Raw genomic sequence first — 15,743 nt, 5'->3', positions numbered from 1 at the left:
GCGCTTTTCACGGCTGTGGCGCTATGTCACCCGGATGTCGACCCGGCCCACACCCTTCGGGGCGTTCTCGGGCGTCGCCGCCGGGACCTTCTCCGGACGTACCACCGCCCGGTTGGAGACCCCCGTGATCAGCAGCACCCGGGTGCGCGCGGACATGGCATGGATCCTCGCCTGCATCAAACGGCTTGAGGACGACCATGAGATCTGGCGGAGCCTCAGAATCGTCCGTAACGCGACAGTCCATGTCTCCGGCGACCGGGTGGTCCTGCCACACGCCGACGTCTACGGGAACAGCGACCGCACGTCGGTGCGCGTCCGGGCAACCCCCGCCGTCCACACAGTGCTGAACGCGGCCGCCACCCCCGTGACCTACCCTGAGCTCATCGACGCGCTAACGGCCGCCTTCCCCGAGGCGACCGGTCCGCAGAAGGAGAACCTCCTCCAGCGGTTGTGGGATCTGAACTTCCTCACCAGCGACCTTCGCCCGCCCCAGACGACCGCCCAGCCGGAGCAGTACCTGCTCGACGGGCTTGCCGGAATCCCGCAGGCGGCAGAGGTGGCCGAACGACTGCGCGAGGTCGTCGAGATGGTCCGGCACGCAGACGACCCTGCCTCGCTCGCCCGCTTGCGAGTGGCCCAGGAGAAGCTCGTACCGGGTTACACGGGACAGACGTACCAACTGGACTCCGCCATCGGCCTGCGCTCGGACGAGCTCAACCGGTCCGTGGGCGAGGCGGCGGCCGACGCGGTGGACGTCCTCATGCGTCTGAGCGCGGCCACGGGTGCCACCAACGCACATCTGAGGCGATACCGGGAGGAGTTCCTCGAACGGTACGGCCACGGCGTGCGCGTGCCAGTTCTGGAACTACTCGGACCGGACCAGGGTCTGGACGCACCCGAGTCCTACACGGAGCCAACCCGCACGGCTGGTGGGCTCAACAGTGCCACCGACCCCGAGGACACCTCCTCCTACGACAGGGCCGTCGTCGAATTCGCGTACCAGGCCTGGCGCGAGGGGATGCTGGAAGCGGAACTCACCGACGCCTGGCTGGACCGCCTTGCCCCGGCGGCGACCGTGGGACCGTTGCTTCCCACGGTGGACCTCTACCTGCAGATCGAGGCCACCGACCGGCAGGCCGTCGACCGGGGGGAGTGGCGGGCCGTCCTCCGCGCCGACTGCCTCGCCCACGGCGGACGCACCTTCGGGCGCTTCTTCGACCTGCTTGGCGACCGGCTGGCGGACCAACTGCGCGACCTCGCCCGGTGGGAGCAGAAACTTCAGCCGCACGTGGCATACGCCGAGGTGGCCTACCTCCCCACGTACGGCCGGGCCGGGAACGTCGCCGAGCACCCAGACCTCGGAACGTACGAAATACCCGTCAACACCAGTCCCTCCGTGTCGGTCGACCGCGTACTGCCGTTGGACGACATCCTGGTGGGCGCCGACGACCGGCGGTTCCACCTGTGGTCGCGGCGCCTGGACCGCGAGATCGTCGTGACGCAGCACCACATGCTCAGCCCCCTCGCCGCCCCGAACGTTGCCCGCTTCCTGCTGGAGGCCTCGCAGGACGGGTACGTGCTCCCCGGCGGATTCCACTGGGGGCCAGTGTCGAACGCGACCTTCCTGCCCCGGGTGACCCGCGGCAAGGTAGTGCTCCGGCCGGCCGAATGGCGACTGGACGCACACGGCCTGGAGGATCTCGCGGCTTGGCGCGAGCGGTGGCGCGTGCCGCGGTACGTGCATTTCGTGAACCTCGACAACCGGCTGCTGCTCGACCTCGACCACCCCCGCTGCGTCGCGGAACTGCGGGAAGAGGTCGGCCGCGCGGGCGGTGGAACGGTGCTGCTCCACGAGATGCTGCCCGACTTCGAGCATCACTGGCTGACCGACGACCTCGGGCGGCGATACACCGAAGAGATCGTCGTCCCCGTCATGGCCACCCGGGCCGAGACCATCGCCCGGCACCCGGCCGGGCCGCCGGTGGAGATCCCCTCACGGCGGTACCCGCCGGGCAGCGAATGGTCGTACGTCAAACTGTACGCCGCCTTCGAACGCCATGACGAGATCATCGCTGGTCCGCTGCGGGAACTTATTGCGGAGCTGCGCGCAGAGGACGCGGTGGATCGCTGGTTCTACATCCGGTACGCCGATCCGCGCCCGCACCTTCGCATCAGGGTGCGCAGCGAACGGCCGTCGGTCCTCGGGCGACTCGCCACCTGGGGCAGGAGCCTGGTGGACGCCGGCCTCGCCCAGGACGTCACCATGGACAGCTATTGCCCCGAGACCATGCGCTACGGCGGCCCCGGCACGTTCGACTCGGTCGAGCTTCTGTTTGAGGCCAACAGCGACGCCACCGCCCGACTGATAGCGGCCCGCGCGGACCTGCCGCAACTGACGGACGAGCATCTGGCCGTGGCCGCGGTGGACACCCTCCACCGCCACTGGGGCGTCCCGCTCGCCGAGCGCATGGACCTCCTCCCCGGCCACCAGGACGACCACGCCACGCGGGATGAATTCAGGAAGGCTCGTGCCTACCTGTGCGAACTGCTGCTGCCCTGGGACCGGTCCACCCATGAGGAGGGCCGTGCACACCGCATGGGGATCGCGGCGGCCCTCGCGCCCCAGGAGCCTGCGGTCCGTGCGGCATCCGCAGCGGTCCGCAAGGCCGCCGAACGCGGCCGACTCGCGGTGCAGCTCGCCCATCTCCTCGGCAGCCTCGCCCACATGCAGATCAACCGCCTCCTGCCGGTCGATCTGGCCCGTGAGGAACGCTGCTACGGGCTGCTGCGGCACACCCTGCGCGCCCTCCGGGGCCGCCTCGCTGCCGAGGAGGCAAGGTGATCTGGCTCCGCGTGCTGCGGCTCTTCTGGAAGATGAGCGCCCGGAAGGTCACCGCCTTCGCCGTCGCCTCAGTGCTGTCGGCTGCGATACCCGGCGTGCAGGTCGGGCTCACGGCGAGCGCGGTGCAGTCCGTGGCGCAGGCTGCCAGCGGCAACGAGGGGGCCGGACGGCACGCCCTCCAGGCGGGCGTCGTCCTGCTGCTGATCGCCGTGGCCGGGCACCTGCTGGACGTCTGGGGCCAGTACCTCGACTCCCTGCTCCGCCTGGAACTCACCACCAAGATCGGTGAACAGGTGATGGTCAAGGGCACCCGACTCGACCTGGAGCAGTACGAGAACGCCGAGTCCTACGACAAGCTGCAACGCGCCTTCCAGGAAAGCAACGGGGGACGCATTTACCAGCTGTTCTCCGAAATGCTGACCGTCACCCGCGAGCTGGTCACCGTCATCTCGGTCGGCGCAGTGCTGTTCACCTGGTCACCGTGGGTGGCCCTGTTCATCCTGGTGTCACCAGTCCCGTCCGTGGCCGCGCACATGATCTACACGAACAAGGCGTACGCCATCGAGTACGCGCGCGCAGCAGACCGCCGGCGGATGTACTACTACCAGTACCTGACCACGACGGATCACTCCTTCAAGGAAGTGCGCCTGTTCCAGCTCGGACCGTACCTCGTCGAGCGGTACCGCACACTTGTCCACGAGTTCTTCCGCGTCGACCGGCAGCTGGCCCGCCGCCAGTCGGGCATCGTGGGCCTGCTGGGCCTGCTGAGCGTCATCGCCTCCTCCGGGGCTCTGCTGTGGGCGATCGGGTCGGCTGCGGACGGCGGACAGGTGGGCCGCCTCGCGGGATACCTCCAGTCCATGGGCGCCATCCAGGTATCGGCCCACGGACTGCTCCTGGGGATCGCCTCGCTCTACAAGGACACGCTCTTCCTCGGCAACCTCTTCGCGTTCTTGGACCTGCCCGAGCGCCGGATCACCGGTGGGAACAGGCGGTTCCCGGCGAAGCTGCGCAAGGGGATCGAGTTCCGGGACGTCAGCTTCGTGTACCCGGGCACCGACCGGCTCGTGCTCGATGGTGTCGACCTGCTCCTGCCGGCCGGGGAGTGCGTGGCGCTCGTGGGGCAGAACGGCGCCGGGAAGACGAGCATCGTCAAGCTGCTGACCCGGCTCTACGAGCCGACGGGCGGGCGGATCCTGATCGACGACGTACCGATCGAGGAATACGACGTCGACGACCTCCAGCGGCATATCGGCGTCATCTTCCAGGACTTTATCCGCTACGAGATGTCCGTCCGCGACAACATCGGCTTCGGCCGCATCGAGGCGATGGACGACGACGAGCGCATCCGGGCCGCAGCCGTGGCCGGAGGAGTCGACACCGTGGTGTCCGACCTTCCGGACCGGTACGACACCATGCTCGGCCGGCACTTCGAGGAGGGCCGGCAACTGTCGGGCGGTCAATGGCAGAAGGTGGCTCTGAGCCGGGCCTTCATGAGGAGGGCTCCGGTGGTCGTGCTCGACGAACCCACCTCGGCCATCGACGCCGAGGCCGAGTCCGAGATCTTCGGCCGGCTTCGTGACATCGCGAGGGACGCCACCTCCCTCATCATCGCCCACCGGTTCGCCACGGTGCGCATCGCCGACCGGATCGTGGTCCTGGACCGGGGCAGGGTGGTCGAGGAAGGAACCCACGAGGAACTGCTGAGCGCCGACGGAACGTACGCCCATCTGTTCAACCTGCAGGCAGCGGGATATCTCGGCGAACCCGCCTCTCAGTGAAGGCCACTTCATGCAAACTTCGGTCATCTTTCCGGTCATGCCCACGGCCCCCTCCGAGGCGGTTCCCTTCGCGGAACTCGTCAGAAGCGAGGACATGCCGCGGCTGTGGCAGGGCCAGTCCGTCACGATCGAAACCCATCAGATGTTCGCCTACCTCGCGGGCATGGGATTCCGCATCCCGTTCGGCACTGCCGTCACCCTGATGCCTTTGCGTCACCCCATGGAAGCAGCGGCACACGCCCGGTCCCTGGCCCGTCTGACCGGCAGGCGGGTGACGCTGGGACTGGGCCCGGGATCCCCCGACTTCGTGGCGAGTCTGCGCGGAAAGCCTTACGACAGCCCGAAAGCCGCGTGCGCCGACTATCTCCGACAGGTGCGCGGCTTTCTTACCGAGCAGCGGCACGAAGCGCCCGAGGCCGGTTGGCCGGCATCGGACCTGCCGGATCTCGGTCATGCCGGTGTGGATATCGGCCTCGGAGTCCTCCGCCCCGTACTCGCCCGTCTTGCGGGCGAGACGGCCGATGTGGCGATCACCTGGATGACGCCGCCAGGGTACCTGGCGCGTGATGTGGTGCCGGCTCTCCGGCGCGGCGCCCAGGCGGCGGGCCGCCAAGTCCCGCGCCTGGTCACCGTCGTACATGTCGCCGTCGCCCGCCACGGGCGCGATCCCCGCCAGCTCGCCTACGCAGCTGCCCACACCCACCTGGGCGCCCCGCACTACACGGACATGCTCAGGCGCGCGGGGCTGCGGGTGCACCAGTCGCAGCCCTATCTCAACGCACGTGCCTTGGTCGACTCGGGAACCTTCGTGTACGGCACCCCGCGGGAAGTGGCCGGCGCACTGGCCGAATACGCGCGAGTGGGCGTGGACGAAGTGGTCCTCAACTGCGCAGGTGTAGGTCTCGCGCATGGCTGGAATGCGGCCCTGGAGGACCTGGCGGAACTCTCGGCCGAAATGCGTGCGGTCCGTTCGTGCGTGATCACATAAAGGTTAGGCTCACCGTGTCGAGAGGTGACGCGAAAGGAAATGGCGATGACCGAGGAAGTGCAACGATGGCTGAAAGAGAACGCCTTGCCCTTGAAAGGCCTGCACTCCGAGGCATCAGACCCGGGCTACGGTGACCTGGAGCCACTGCGCGAGGTTCTGCGCGACGTACGCGTTCTGGGGATGGGGGAAGCGACGCACGGGACCGCTGAGTTCTTCCGGCTCAAACACCTGTTACTGCGCTTCCTCGTCGAGGAGATGGGGTTCACCGCTCTGGCCATGGAGGCCAGTGCCTCCGCTGCCCAGGCGGTCGACGACTATGTGCTGCACGGAACCGGTGATGCCGTCGACGCAGTGGCCGGCCTCGGCTTCTGGACGTGGCGGACACGGGAAATGCTCGACGTCGTCGAGTGGATGCGTGACCACAACCGAACGGTTCCCCAGGACCGGGCCGTACGATTCGTGGGCATCGATCCGCAGCGATGCGGCCCCTCCCTGTCGGCGCTGGCCGCCGTGCTGCGCACGCTGGCACCGGAACGTGCGGACATCACCGATGGCCTGCTCGGCACACTGGCGGAGGCCAGGACCGGGTCACTCGTGGACCAGCGCCCCCAGCTCCTTGCCGAGGCGCGTGATCTGGAGCGATTCCTCGAGGAGGAGCACCCCCGGCTTACTGCGCACATCGGGGACACGGCCGTCGATCAGGCGCTCAGGCATGCGCGCCTGATCGTGGCCGCGGCCGACGTAGCCTCCCGGCCACCGCGCGGAGACGGCGAGGAGATGGGCGCGCTGGCCGCCCGGGACCACCACATGGCCCAGGCAGTGATCACCCTGGAGGAGGGGACTGCCGACAAGGTGGCCGTCTGGGCCCACAACGGCCACGTCTGCACCGACCGTTACGCGCGAGACATTCCCGCCATGGGGCATCACCTCAGGGATCACTACGGTGAGCGGTACTACGCCCTGGGCCTGCTGTTCGGCGAGGGCGCCTTCCGCGCCCGCCCCGGAAACTCCGCGACACGACCGCCCAAGAAACACACCATCAGTGCGGCGGGTCCGCGCTCCGTCGAGGCCCAGCTGGCCTCGGCCACCTCCGAGGACCACCTGATCGATCTCCGCGCCGGCCGGACCGAGCCCGCCGTTGCCGAGTGGCTGGAGAGCCCGCAGTTCATGAGGTCCTTCGGCGCCGGCGTGCCACGCGTGACGTACCGCTTCTCGATGACTCAGACGGTGCTCATGCGTGAGTACGACGGATTGGCGTACGTGGCCCGCTCGACGCCTTCGGTGCTACTGAGCTGAGAGCCAACACAGCTGTCCGGACCGCAGCCCACATTGATAGCCGTGACCGGGCACAGCAACTCCTACATGACGGTCTTGGCACGAAGGCAGGGGACAGCCGTTGGTGCTGGGCCGAAGCGTGCTGGTACGTCGGTGTAGCAGTGGGGCGATGGAGGATCGCGTTGTTCGGCTGGACCTCGCGCTTGTAGTCCGGAATCGCGGTAGGAGTGCCAGACGTACTCGTGGGCGGTCATCGGCGTGGCCGCGGGGCACCACCCTCATGGGCCTATCTACGCAGAGGGACAGTTTGCGCCCTGCATCTAACCATCCCGTCTGGCGTGGCAACTCGCTTGCTGCCGAAGCAACCACATGAAATAGCATCCCGTTCACTCTCACGAACTTAATGTTGCTTCGGCGCATCGAGGGCCTGGCATGGTCCTGGAACGCCTGTCGGCGCTGGAGCTGGCAGGTCCGCACGGTCTGCGGCCCCTCTTCACGACCGGTGAAGTCGATCACCTGATGCGCGCGGCAAACCGGATTCGCAAGCTGGGCGACGGCGTCATGGTCAGTAGCCGCACGACAGACGTGGCGATTGAGATTGCCCGCAACAAGGACGGCTCGGTGGTCGTGTTCCCTGCGCTGTCCGCGTAGGCGTAGGCGCGCTCGCACTCAAGTGGTGCGTGGTGCGGGGTTGCCCGAAACCTCGAACGCGATGCTGGCCTACGGCCACGCGGTCGTCATAACTGAGGGTGATGCTGGCCTTTGCGACCGGCCTAGCTTGGTCCAAGGTGCAATCGTGCACGGGACTCTCCAGCTCATACTGCCTGTGCGAGCTGTGAGACGCAGAGAGTGCCTGCATGGAAGCTGCGACGGACGAGCCACCACAGGGACACATGCGCATCCCATCAAAAAAGATTGCGTGTGCATATTCTTGGGGGATGATCTTGCGACTCGCGGGAACCCCAACATCAATTAGCCCTGTTGTGGCTGCTCAAAGGATCTCGTGAACGTCCCACAACGCTTGACGATACGGTGATGAGGGCCTCGATCTTACGATCGCGGTCCTCGTTGCGTTTTCCGCCACGGCTCACCCGTCGGCGGCCTGGGTAGTCCAGGCTGCGAAGTATCTCGTCATGGACCTGGAGTACACGGGCTGAGAGCGCGGTTCATGATCAGGGACAGGGACGGGGAGTTCCCCGAGCTGTTCGACACCATCTTGCAGGACGCGGCCATCGAGGTCGTTCTCAGCGGCGTCCAGATGCCCCGAATGAACTCGACTATGGAGCGGTGGGTGCAGACGTGCCGGCGTGAACTGCTGGACCGCACGTTGATCTGGAACCAGCGCCACCTCTGTCACGCTGCGCGGGAGTTCTAGCGGTTTTACAGCTCTCATCGGCCCCATCAGGGAATCGCGAACGCCTGACCATTCCACCCCTTGCCTCAGGCGATTAGCGATCCAGGGCAGATCGCCCACCTCGACATACGAAGGCGTGAACGCCTGGGTGGCATTCTTCACGAGTACGAACATGCCGCGTGACCTGGGCGGATGAGGTTTCCGGCAAGGGCAGGGCTGTCCGGCCGGACGGTGCGGCGCTTTCATGATCGGCGCCTCCCCTTGCTCGCCGTGTGTTGCCTCACCATGGACCTGTCCGGACAGAGCGGGCCGGCTGCACAGAAATACAAAATGTTGACCCGAGCGAATGAAGACCGCTGTGCGGTGAAGGGCCAGGACCAGCGCCACGTGAGGAGCGTAGATCACTGGGTGCAGGAGTCCGCCTGCGTGGCTGGATTGCGTGGCCGGGCGACTCCATGCAGTCGTCCCTGGACCGCTGCCACTATCAGCGGCGGCTGCACACGATCGAAGGGCGGTCCGGGAAAGAGAACACGGGTCGGCAATCAGCCCACCACACTCAACCAAACCGCCCCTGATCAGGGAATACGTCAAAGTGCTGCTGGAGTACTAGAACCCCATCGGATCCCGGTGAGGAGTTGCCGTCGGGTTGCTCGACCACACCAGGCGCAGTTCCACGCTGCCGGGCGCGGCCGAGGACTCGATCAGGCGGGCGGCCCAGGCGTTCCAGTACACGTAGGTCCTGTTCTGCGGCAGGCGGAACGCGGGGAACTGCACAGGCACCCGGTCTTGGTGGAAGGCGGCCTTCCTGATCCTTCCGGTCGCCTCCGGGGTGGAGGAGTTGAGCTGGTCCAGGCAGTCGGCGACGGTGGCGGGCACGTAGGCCGTGTAGGTGCCGGCGGCGAGGCCGGGGACGTTGACCGGGATGAAGTGTCCGGTGCCGGAGAAGCGGTCCCGGACGGCCTCCAGCAGGGCAGCACTCAGGACCGGGGATGCGGGGTCCGAGGTGGGATAGTCGGCGGGTGTTCCCCCGAGCTCGCCGTGCAGCGATCCCGGGATCTCGGCAGGCAGGGGTACGGTCTGCTCGTCCAGCTCCCACCGCAGGATCTGGTCGTCCTCAAGGAGGATGCCCTTGAAGGAGTCGTGATAGCGCGGTACGACGCGGAACACCTCGACGGGGGTGGTCGCATGCTCAGTCATGGTGCTGTCCAAACTGCCGTTGAATCAGGAGCGCCGTTCCGGAGCTCGTGCAGGATTTCGGAACCGATACGACTCAGCTCCGATTTGAGGTGGTTGCCGATTTTAGTGGTGCTCGCTCCACGTGCCGTGAGCTGCCTCACCTCGTTCTGGAGATGATCGTCGATGCGGGTCAGGAATTTACCGCGGTGCGTGTAGTTGTGCGGCGTTGGGTGGTCGAGTGGGATGCCGTTGGAGGCGTCGTTGATGTCCACCCCGTACTGTTGGAGCAGCTGGCGCGCGCGGGCGCCGGGGGCCCAGTGGCCCTTCGCGCCGCCGGACGGGACGATGTGCGCGGCGGCCTGGCCGGGCTTGAAGCTGACCCCGTTCGCCTCCATGTTGGCCCGCAGGCGCGCCGCGTTCTGCTTGCAGGTGAGCAGTCCCAGCAGGTCGAACCACGTCGCCGGATTCGGGACGTACGCGCAGGGGTTGGGGGCAGGTTCCAGGCCGAGGGGGTCGGGGGAGACGTAGCGGGCGGTCTCGGGGTCGTAGTGGCGGAAGTAGTTGTAGTGCAGGCCACCGGTCTCGGGGTCGACGTACTGGCCGGGGAAGCGCAGCGGGATGTCGGCGAGGGCGTCGGCGTTCGGGGCGGTGGTGCCCCAGGTGGTGGTGCGGGTGTGCCAGGCGATCTCGCCGTCTTCGGTGACGAGTTCGGTGGGGGTTCCGATCAGGTCGGTGACGATCGCGAAGAAGCGGGAGTCGACCTCGGTGTCCGACAGCGGCTTGCGCTCGTACTGGGCGATGGGGCGGTGGCCGTCGTACTCCCAGGTGACAGTGACACCGGTTGAGGTATGGATCTCCTCGGCGAGGCGGGTGCCGTCCCAGGCGAAGCGGGTCTCGTCGAGCCTTGTGACACCGTCGCCCGCCAGCCGGTACTTGGCGGTGCGGCGGCCGAGGGGGTCGTAGCGGTAGTGCCAGGTCCGGCCATCGGGGGTGGTGCAAGAGGTCAGCCGGTTCTCAGCGTCCCATGTGTACTGCCATGTCTCGGACTTGACAGACAGACGCTTCTTGGTGCGAGACACGAGGCGTCCGGCCTCGTCGTAGCGGTACGTGGTGTTGCCCGCGCGCAGCAGGCGGGTGCCTGCGTAGGTGCGCTGCCCTCGTGCGTCGGGGTCGGCCGGGCGGTCGGGCCAGTGGGCGCTGGCCTGGTTTCCCGCGCTGTCGTAGGAGTACTCCTCGCGCCAGCCGCCGCGGCCCGCGGTGGTGCTGAGCGGACGGCCGACCGGGTCGAGGGTGTAGGCGAGGGTGCGGCCGGTGACCTGCTCGACGAGTTCGGTCAGGTGGCCGTCCGGGCGGTAGGTGTAGCGGCGGTCACGCAGGAGCTGCGGGCCGGTGCCGGGGCCGGCCTGAGCACTGAGCGTCTGCCGGGTGAGCCGGCCGAGGCCGTCGCGGACCGAGGAGAACAACACCCGCTCCCCGAGCGTGCGTTCGGTTTCCTGGCCGAGGAGGTCGTGGGTGAAGGCCAGAGTGTGCCGGGCGTCCAGCGACAGGTGGGTGCGGTTGCCGAGAGCGTCCCAGGCGAGGGTGGTCTGCGCGCCGGTCGGGGTGGTGCGGCCGGTGCGCTGCCCGGCGTCGTCGTAGCGGTAGTGCGTGGTGTGCCCGTCGACGGTCTCGGCGAGCAGTCGGCCGAGACTGTCGTAGGAGCGGGTGAGGACCGAGTCGGGTGAGGCCACAGCGGTCAGTCGGCCGGCGGCGTCGTACGTGTAGTCGGTGCGCTTGCCGGAGACCTCCTTGGCGGTGAGGCGGCCGACGGCGTCCCGGACGAAGGTGAACACGTCACCGGCCGGAGTCGTGCTGGAGACGAGGAAGCCGGTCGCGTCATGGAGGAACGTGGTGCGACGTCCGTCGAAGTCGGTCTCGGCCACCACCTCCCCACGCCCGTTGAAGGTGTACGTCCAGGTGTTGCCCTGGGGGTCGGTCACGTCGGTGAGGCGGCGCTCGGTGTCGTGGGTGAAGGTGTAGGTGGCGCCGTCGGGGGTGGTGCGGGAGGCGAGCAGGTCAAAGGGGCCGTATGTGAGGATGGTCGCGCCGCCGAGTGGGTCGGTGTGACGGGTGCAGTTACCTTCGCCGTCATACGTCCACGACTCGCGGCTGCCGTCCGGGGCGGTGAGCGTTACCAGCCGGCCTTCCGCATCCCAGGCCATGGCCGTTGCTCCGCCGAGGGGATCGGTGAGGGTGAGCGGGCGGCCGAAAGCGTCGCGGGTGCACGTGGTGGTCCCGCCTCGGGCGTCGGTGACCGAGACCGGGAGGCCGGCTGCGTCCGCGTCGATGGACAGCGCCGTGCCGCGGGGATCGGTGACGCCGGCGAGGGCACCAGTGGGGTGGTGCGTGAAGGCGGTCGTCGTGCCGTCGGGGGTATGGACGGCGATGCGGTTGCCGCGCTGGTCGAAGTCCTGGCGGGTGACGATGCCGTCCGGGCCCTCCATTTTCACCGGCAGGTGCAGAGCGTTGTAGGAGAAACGGGTTACGGCACCGTCGGCGGCGGTTACTGCGGCGAGGTCGCCCTCGTCGGTCCACTGCCAGCGTGTGGTGTGCCCCGAGGGGTCCGTCCGGCTGAGCAGATGGTCGCGCACGTCCCACTGCTGGTGGGTGGTGTGTCCGAGCGGGTCGGTGATCGCGACGATCTGGCCGTGCGGATTGGCGCGGTAGGTGCTGGCGTGGCCCAGGGAGTCGGTGTAGGTGGCAGTGGTGCTGCCGTCCTCGTCCGGACCGCCGTACGTGATACGGGAGTTGAGGATCCCGTCGATGCCGTGCGTCTCGACGACTCTGCCCGACGCGTCGTAGACGTAACGGAACGTCGTGTCGTTGGAGTCGCGCCAGCCGGTGATGCGGTGCTCGTCGTCGTAGGTGAAGCGGGTGGGCGCGTCGACCGCGTTGATCACCTCGGTGAGGTTGCCGCTCTCGTCGTACCCGTAGCCGCGCAGCCGGAGCGGCTCGTCCTCGGTGATGGCGTGCAGCCCGGTGACGCGGTGACTGTCCGGGTCCGTGGTGATCGTGAGGCGGTAGCCGCCGGAGTGTGCGACTTCCAGCAGGGTGTCGTCCTCGGCGCGCTCGACGGTGATGAGGTTGTGGTTGCGGTCTTCGACCTGCGCCAGCCACCACACGCCCGCACGGGCCTCGGAGGGTTCGAAGTGCCGGGTCAGTCCCGTGTACGGGTCCTGCACCACCAGCGCATACGACGTGCCTTGAGACACGTAGGTCAACGGCAGACGCTCGCCCGCGACCGGGTCGACGCGGTCACCGACAATGTCCGGAGTGCGCGGGTAGTAGAGACTGGAGCCGTCCTCGCGGTGCCACCACACACCGTCCGCCTCCGGATCCTCCTCCAGGCGTTCGTCCAGGGTGGAGGCCCAGGAGGGGCCGAAGCCGATGCCGTGTGTGTAGCCGGTCAGGTGGGTACGGCGGACGGTCAGCGGGAGGATGCCGGGCAGGTCGACGTCGGTCTGGGCCAGAATCATCTGGCCGGTGGCCATGTCGATCGGGTCGCCGCAGGTCTCCTTGTTCGCCAGGGCGCGGGCGTCCTTGGAGCGCTGCAGCAGGTCCGGATCGTGCTTGTCATGGGCGTCGATCTTGAGGTGGGAACTGGAGCCGGGGAGATGGTCACCGCCGCCCTTGCCGTGGCCGTGTCCGCCCAGGCGGATCCCGTCGATCTTGCTGCGGATGTCGAGGTCGTTGTGCTTGTGCAGCCGGGACGCGGCCCTCACGCGGTCCGGCAGCGTTTCCGTGACGTGTTTGGCGATCTTGCCAAGGGCCTTCTCGGAGCCGTGCAGGGCGCCTTCCAGGACCGAGTCGAAGGCTCGGGTGAAGGGGTCCTTGCCCTTGGTGCGGCCGAAGAAGCCCTTGGCCCGGCCGAGCGGGGCCGCGCTGTTCAGGTGCAGTTCGCTGCCGTGGAAGGAGACCTTGCCGGCGCCGCTCTCGAACTCCTCGTGATCGATGTGGAGGTCAGCGCCGCCTGTGCCACCGCCGCCCGCGGAGGCGAGCGCGAAGCCGCCGCCCGCGCCGCCGGCCGAGGCCAGATGCATGCCGCCGTGTCCGTGACCGTGCCCGCCGATATCATGGCCGCCACCGTGCGCGCCCGCACCGGCCGGGTCGGGGGGCAGCGAGAACGCGTCGTTCGCCAGGTTCAGGACCGTGTCCTCGACCATTGCCTCCAGCTTGGCGTTGACCGGCTCGGTGACCTTGGCGAGCAGCTCGTTCACGATCTGCTCGGCGGCCTCGTCGATGATGCGTTTCACCAGCTGGCGCATGGCAGTGATCTCGGCCGCGCCCAGGACTGCGGACAGGCCACCGGTGATGAAGGCCGCGCCGAGCGAGAGGCCCACCGAGCCCGCCATGACGGCGAGTTCTGCCTCGGCCTTCGTCTTCATCCCGAAGATGATGTCCGCGACCACGTCACAGGCGTCGGCGAACAGACGGGCCAGTTCCGGGATCTTGTCCAGGTGGCCGGCCTTGACCTGGTTCCAGTGGGTCTGCATCGAGTGGACGGCCCAGCCCTTGGACGAGGCGAGGATCTGTTCCACCGCCTTGTGGGCGTCGGCCCCATGGCCCTCGAACTTGTCGGCGAACTCCCGCATGGCGTCCGCCATGTGGCGGTAGTCGTCCTCGTCGACGTTCGGGAAGTGGATGCCGATGTAGTCCAGGACCTGGTCCAGCCAGCCCGGGATCGTATAACCCATCCCCGTGCAACCCCCGTCAACACAATAGTAGTTCGTTCAGTACAACGCGAACAAAGACGCGAACGGGTGAACGTTAGTTCCTGGAAGGGGCAGGGGCGACGGAGAGGCGTTGAAAATCGGTCATGCCGCAGCGTGCGGGCTCGAGCATGTGACCGCCGTCGCGCTGACCGTCACAGCTGTTCAGGGCCGGAGCACAAGCCGTCTTGGGCGTGGTTCGCGAGCCTATGGCGTCGGCGATCCAGCAGTGGCTCCGCCGCCAGGTGGCCCCTCGAAGGAGGCAAGCCTGGGCTCCTGGACGCCACAAGGAGGTCGCCTCCGCGATCGAGGACTGCGTTGGCGGTCGCCCCCCTCGTGCCCAGGCTCCTCGGCGGGAGCCGTACGTCGACCCTTGGACCAGTTGGACTATGGAACGGATCGTGCGTCAATTACAAATTCACAGTGGGAACCGCCCTTGAGCCACCACGACCGTATCGTCAGCGGTCGACTCCCCCCTCGGACACAGAGTTGCCCCACGGCGTCCCCTTTTCTGGGCAGGGAACATTGGCACCCGCTTCCGGCTCCCGGCCGGGGCGGGTGTTCGTTGTTTCGGTGTCTCGGCCTGGCTTCTCCCTTCGATCGGCGGTTCGGTCGGTTCGGTCAGCAGATGGTGGTCCTCTCTGTCTGGGGTGTCCGCGGTCGGGGTCCTGGTCGCGGGGTCGTAGGCGAGCAAGAAGGGCGGCTGACCCCACCGGCACTCCACACGGGGCAGGACCGGGCAACATGTGCCGCCCCGGGAACGCTCTTTCGGCAGCCGCTCGAGCGGGACGAGGCACTGGGCGTCCACCGAGGGCCTGGTGAAGGCTGAACTGCTGCATAGCGGCACTGGAGGGCGTGCGGTGGGCCGGCGGTCAGTCCAGGCTGCTCAGCAGCGTTCGGCCTTCCTCCCGGGCGGCGGCAACCGCCGGCTCTCCGAGCCCGCACAGGCGCAGGCACGACGACGCGATGGCCTCGGTGTCCGCCGCATCCGGCTCACGGGAGCGCCGTATCTGGATGACGACCTCCACCAGCTGGATCAGCAGTTCACCGAGCCGCTCGGCGGGCAGGCCGCGCGCGACGTCCTCGGTCGCCGCCAGGGCGCCCAGCGTGCCGTAGCTCGACTGCAGACGGCCCCGCTCGGCCCGGAAGGCGTCGAACCGCTCGGCCCGCACCTCCGGCAGCAGATAGAGCGTGCCGATGTTGTACGGAGTGCGGGAGAGGGTGCGTACGTCCATCGCGGCAACGGCGTACAGCGCGGCGGCCGGATTCGCCCGCTCGGGCACCAGGGCCCGGATCCGGTCCACCATCTGCAGACTGGGCCGGACGGACGTCGCCAGCAGCTCGGCGAGGATCTCCTCCTTGGTGGCGAAATGGTAGTAGAGCGAGGCCTGCCTGATGCCGACCCGCTCGGCGATCATCCGGGTGCTGGTACTGGTGATCCCATGGTCGACGAAGAGCGCCCCGGCGGCGTCGAGGATCTGTTCGCGGGCGGAGGTGCCGGGGTCGGACGGCGGCGTGTGCCGGGGCCTGCCTTGACGGGGACGCGTCGTCGTCATGGTCCCATCCTGCCACCAGGTGT

7 protein-coding genes and 2 pseudogenes are annotated in these 15,743 nt (G+C 67.9%); 6 read left to right on the top strand and 3 right to left on the bottom strand.

Going from position 1 to position 15,743, the window contains the following annotated elements; translation table 11 throughout:
• Window positions 1-34: 34 nt before the first annotated feature.
• The 6 genes and pseudogenes from FB563_RS00555 to FB563_RS00530 form a co-directional block, all read left to right on the top strand.
• On the top strand, window positions 35-2,842 hold the full coding sequence (locus FB563_RS00555) for a lantibiotic dehydratase (RefSeq protein WP_079048586.1): 2,808 nt from the start codon (window positions 35-37) through the stop codon (window positions 2,840-2,842).
• On the top strand, window positions 2,839-4,623 hold the full coding sequence (locus tag FB563_RS00550) for an ABC transporter ATP-binding protein (protein ID WP_055704690.1): 1,785 nt from the start codon (window positions 2,839-2,841) through the stop codon (window positions 4,621-4,623). Before FB563_RS00555 ends, FB563_RS00550 begins: the two co-directional genes overlap by 4 nt.
• Before the next feature lie 37 nt (window positions 4,624-4,660).
• A complete protein-coding gene (locus FB563_RS00545) occupies window positions 4,661-5,611 on the top strand; it encodes an LLM class flavin-dependent oxidoreductase (protein WP_234357610.1) in 951 nt (316 codons plus the stop codon).
• 45 nt (window positions 5,612-5,656) lie between these two features.
• Window positions 5,657-6,907, top strand: a complete 1,251-nt coding sequence (locus FB563_RS00540) for an erythromycin esterase family protein (RefSeq protein ID WP_055704698.1) — start codon at window positions 5,657-5,659, stop codon at window positions 6,905-6,907.
• A gap of 414 nt (window positions 6,908-7,321) precedes the next feature.
• Window positions 7,322-7,537 (top strand): annotated as a pseudogene (locus FB563_RS00535) (hypothetical protein); the annotation flags it as partial.
• A gap of 428 nt (window positions 7,538-7,965) precedes the next feature.
• A pseudogene (locus FB563_RS00530) lies at window positions 7,966-8,423 on the top strand (integrase core domain-containing protein); the annotation flags it as partial.
• A 423-nt stretch (window positions 8,424-8,846) separates the two neighbouring features.
• Here FB563_RS00530 and FB563_RS00525 read toward each other — a convergent pair.
• From FB563_RS00525 to FB563_RS00515, 3 genes are all read right to left on the bottom strand, one after another.
• Complete coding sequence (locus FB563_RS00525; RefSeq protein ID WP_079048587.1) at window positions 8,847-9,437, bottom strand: hypothetical protein; 591 nt, start codon at window positions 9,435-9,437, stop codon at window positions 8,847-8,849.
• Window positions 9,434-14,149, bottom strand: a complete 4,716-nt coding sequence (locus FB563_RS00520) for a DUF6531 domain-containing protein (protein ID WP_142218389.1) — start codon at window positions 14,147-14,149, stop codon at window positions 9,434-9,436. Before FB563_RS00520 ends, FB563_RS00525 begins: the two co-directional genes overlap by 4 nt.
• 887 nt (window positions 14,150-15,036) lie before the next feature.
• Window positions 15,037-15,720, bottom strand: a complete 684-nt coding sequence (locus FB563_RS00515) for a TetR/AcrR family transcriptional regulator (protein WP_055706835.1) — start codon at window positions 15,718-15,720, stop codon at window positions 15,037-15,039.
• Window positions 15,721-15,743: the final 23 nt, after the last annotated feature.

This window comes from Streptomyces puniciscabiei (genome assembly GCF_006715785.1).
GTDB classification, from domain to species: Bacteria; Actinomycetota; Actinomycetes; order Streptomycetales; family Streptomycetaceae; genus Streptomyces; species Streptomyces puniciscabiei.
Note: the sequence above shows the minus strand (reverse complement) of the source record. Positions and strands in the feature narration are given on the sequence as shown.

What these genes read in the sequence shown, in the direction of transcription:
- FB563_RS00545 (WP_234357610.1), top strand. Translation starts at nt 4,661, where the DNA reads ATGCCCACGGCCCCCTCCGAGGCGGTTCCCTTCGCGGAACTCGTCAGA.
- FB563_RS00520 (WP_142218389.1), bottom strand. Translation starts at nt 14,149, where the DNA reads ATGGGTTATACGATCCCGGGCTGGCTGGACCAGGTCCTGGACTACATC.
- FB563_RS00515 (WP_055706835.1), bottom strand. Translation starts at nt 15,720, where the DNA reads ATGACGACGACGCGTCCCCGTCAAGGCAGGCCCCGGCACACGCCGCCG.
- FB563_RS00540 (WP_055704698.1), top strand. Translation starts at nt 5,657, where the DNA reads ATGACCGAGGAAGTGCAACGATGGCTGAAAGAGAACGCCTTGCCCTTG.
- FB563_RS00555 (WP_079048586.1), top strand. Translation starts at nt 35, where the DNA reads ATGTCGACCCGGCCCACACCCTTCGGGGCGTTCTCGGGCGTCGCCGCC.
- FB563_RS00525 (WP_079048587.1), bottom strand. Translation starts at nt 9,437, where the DNA reads ATGACTGAGCATGCGACCACCCCCGTCGAGGTGTTCCGCGTCGTACCG.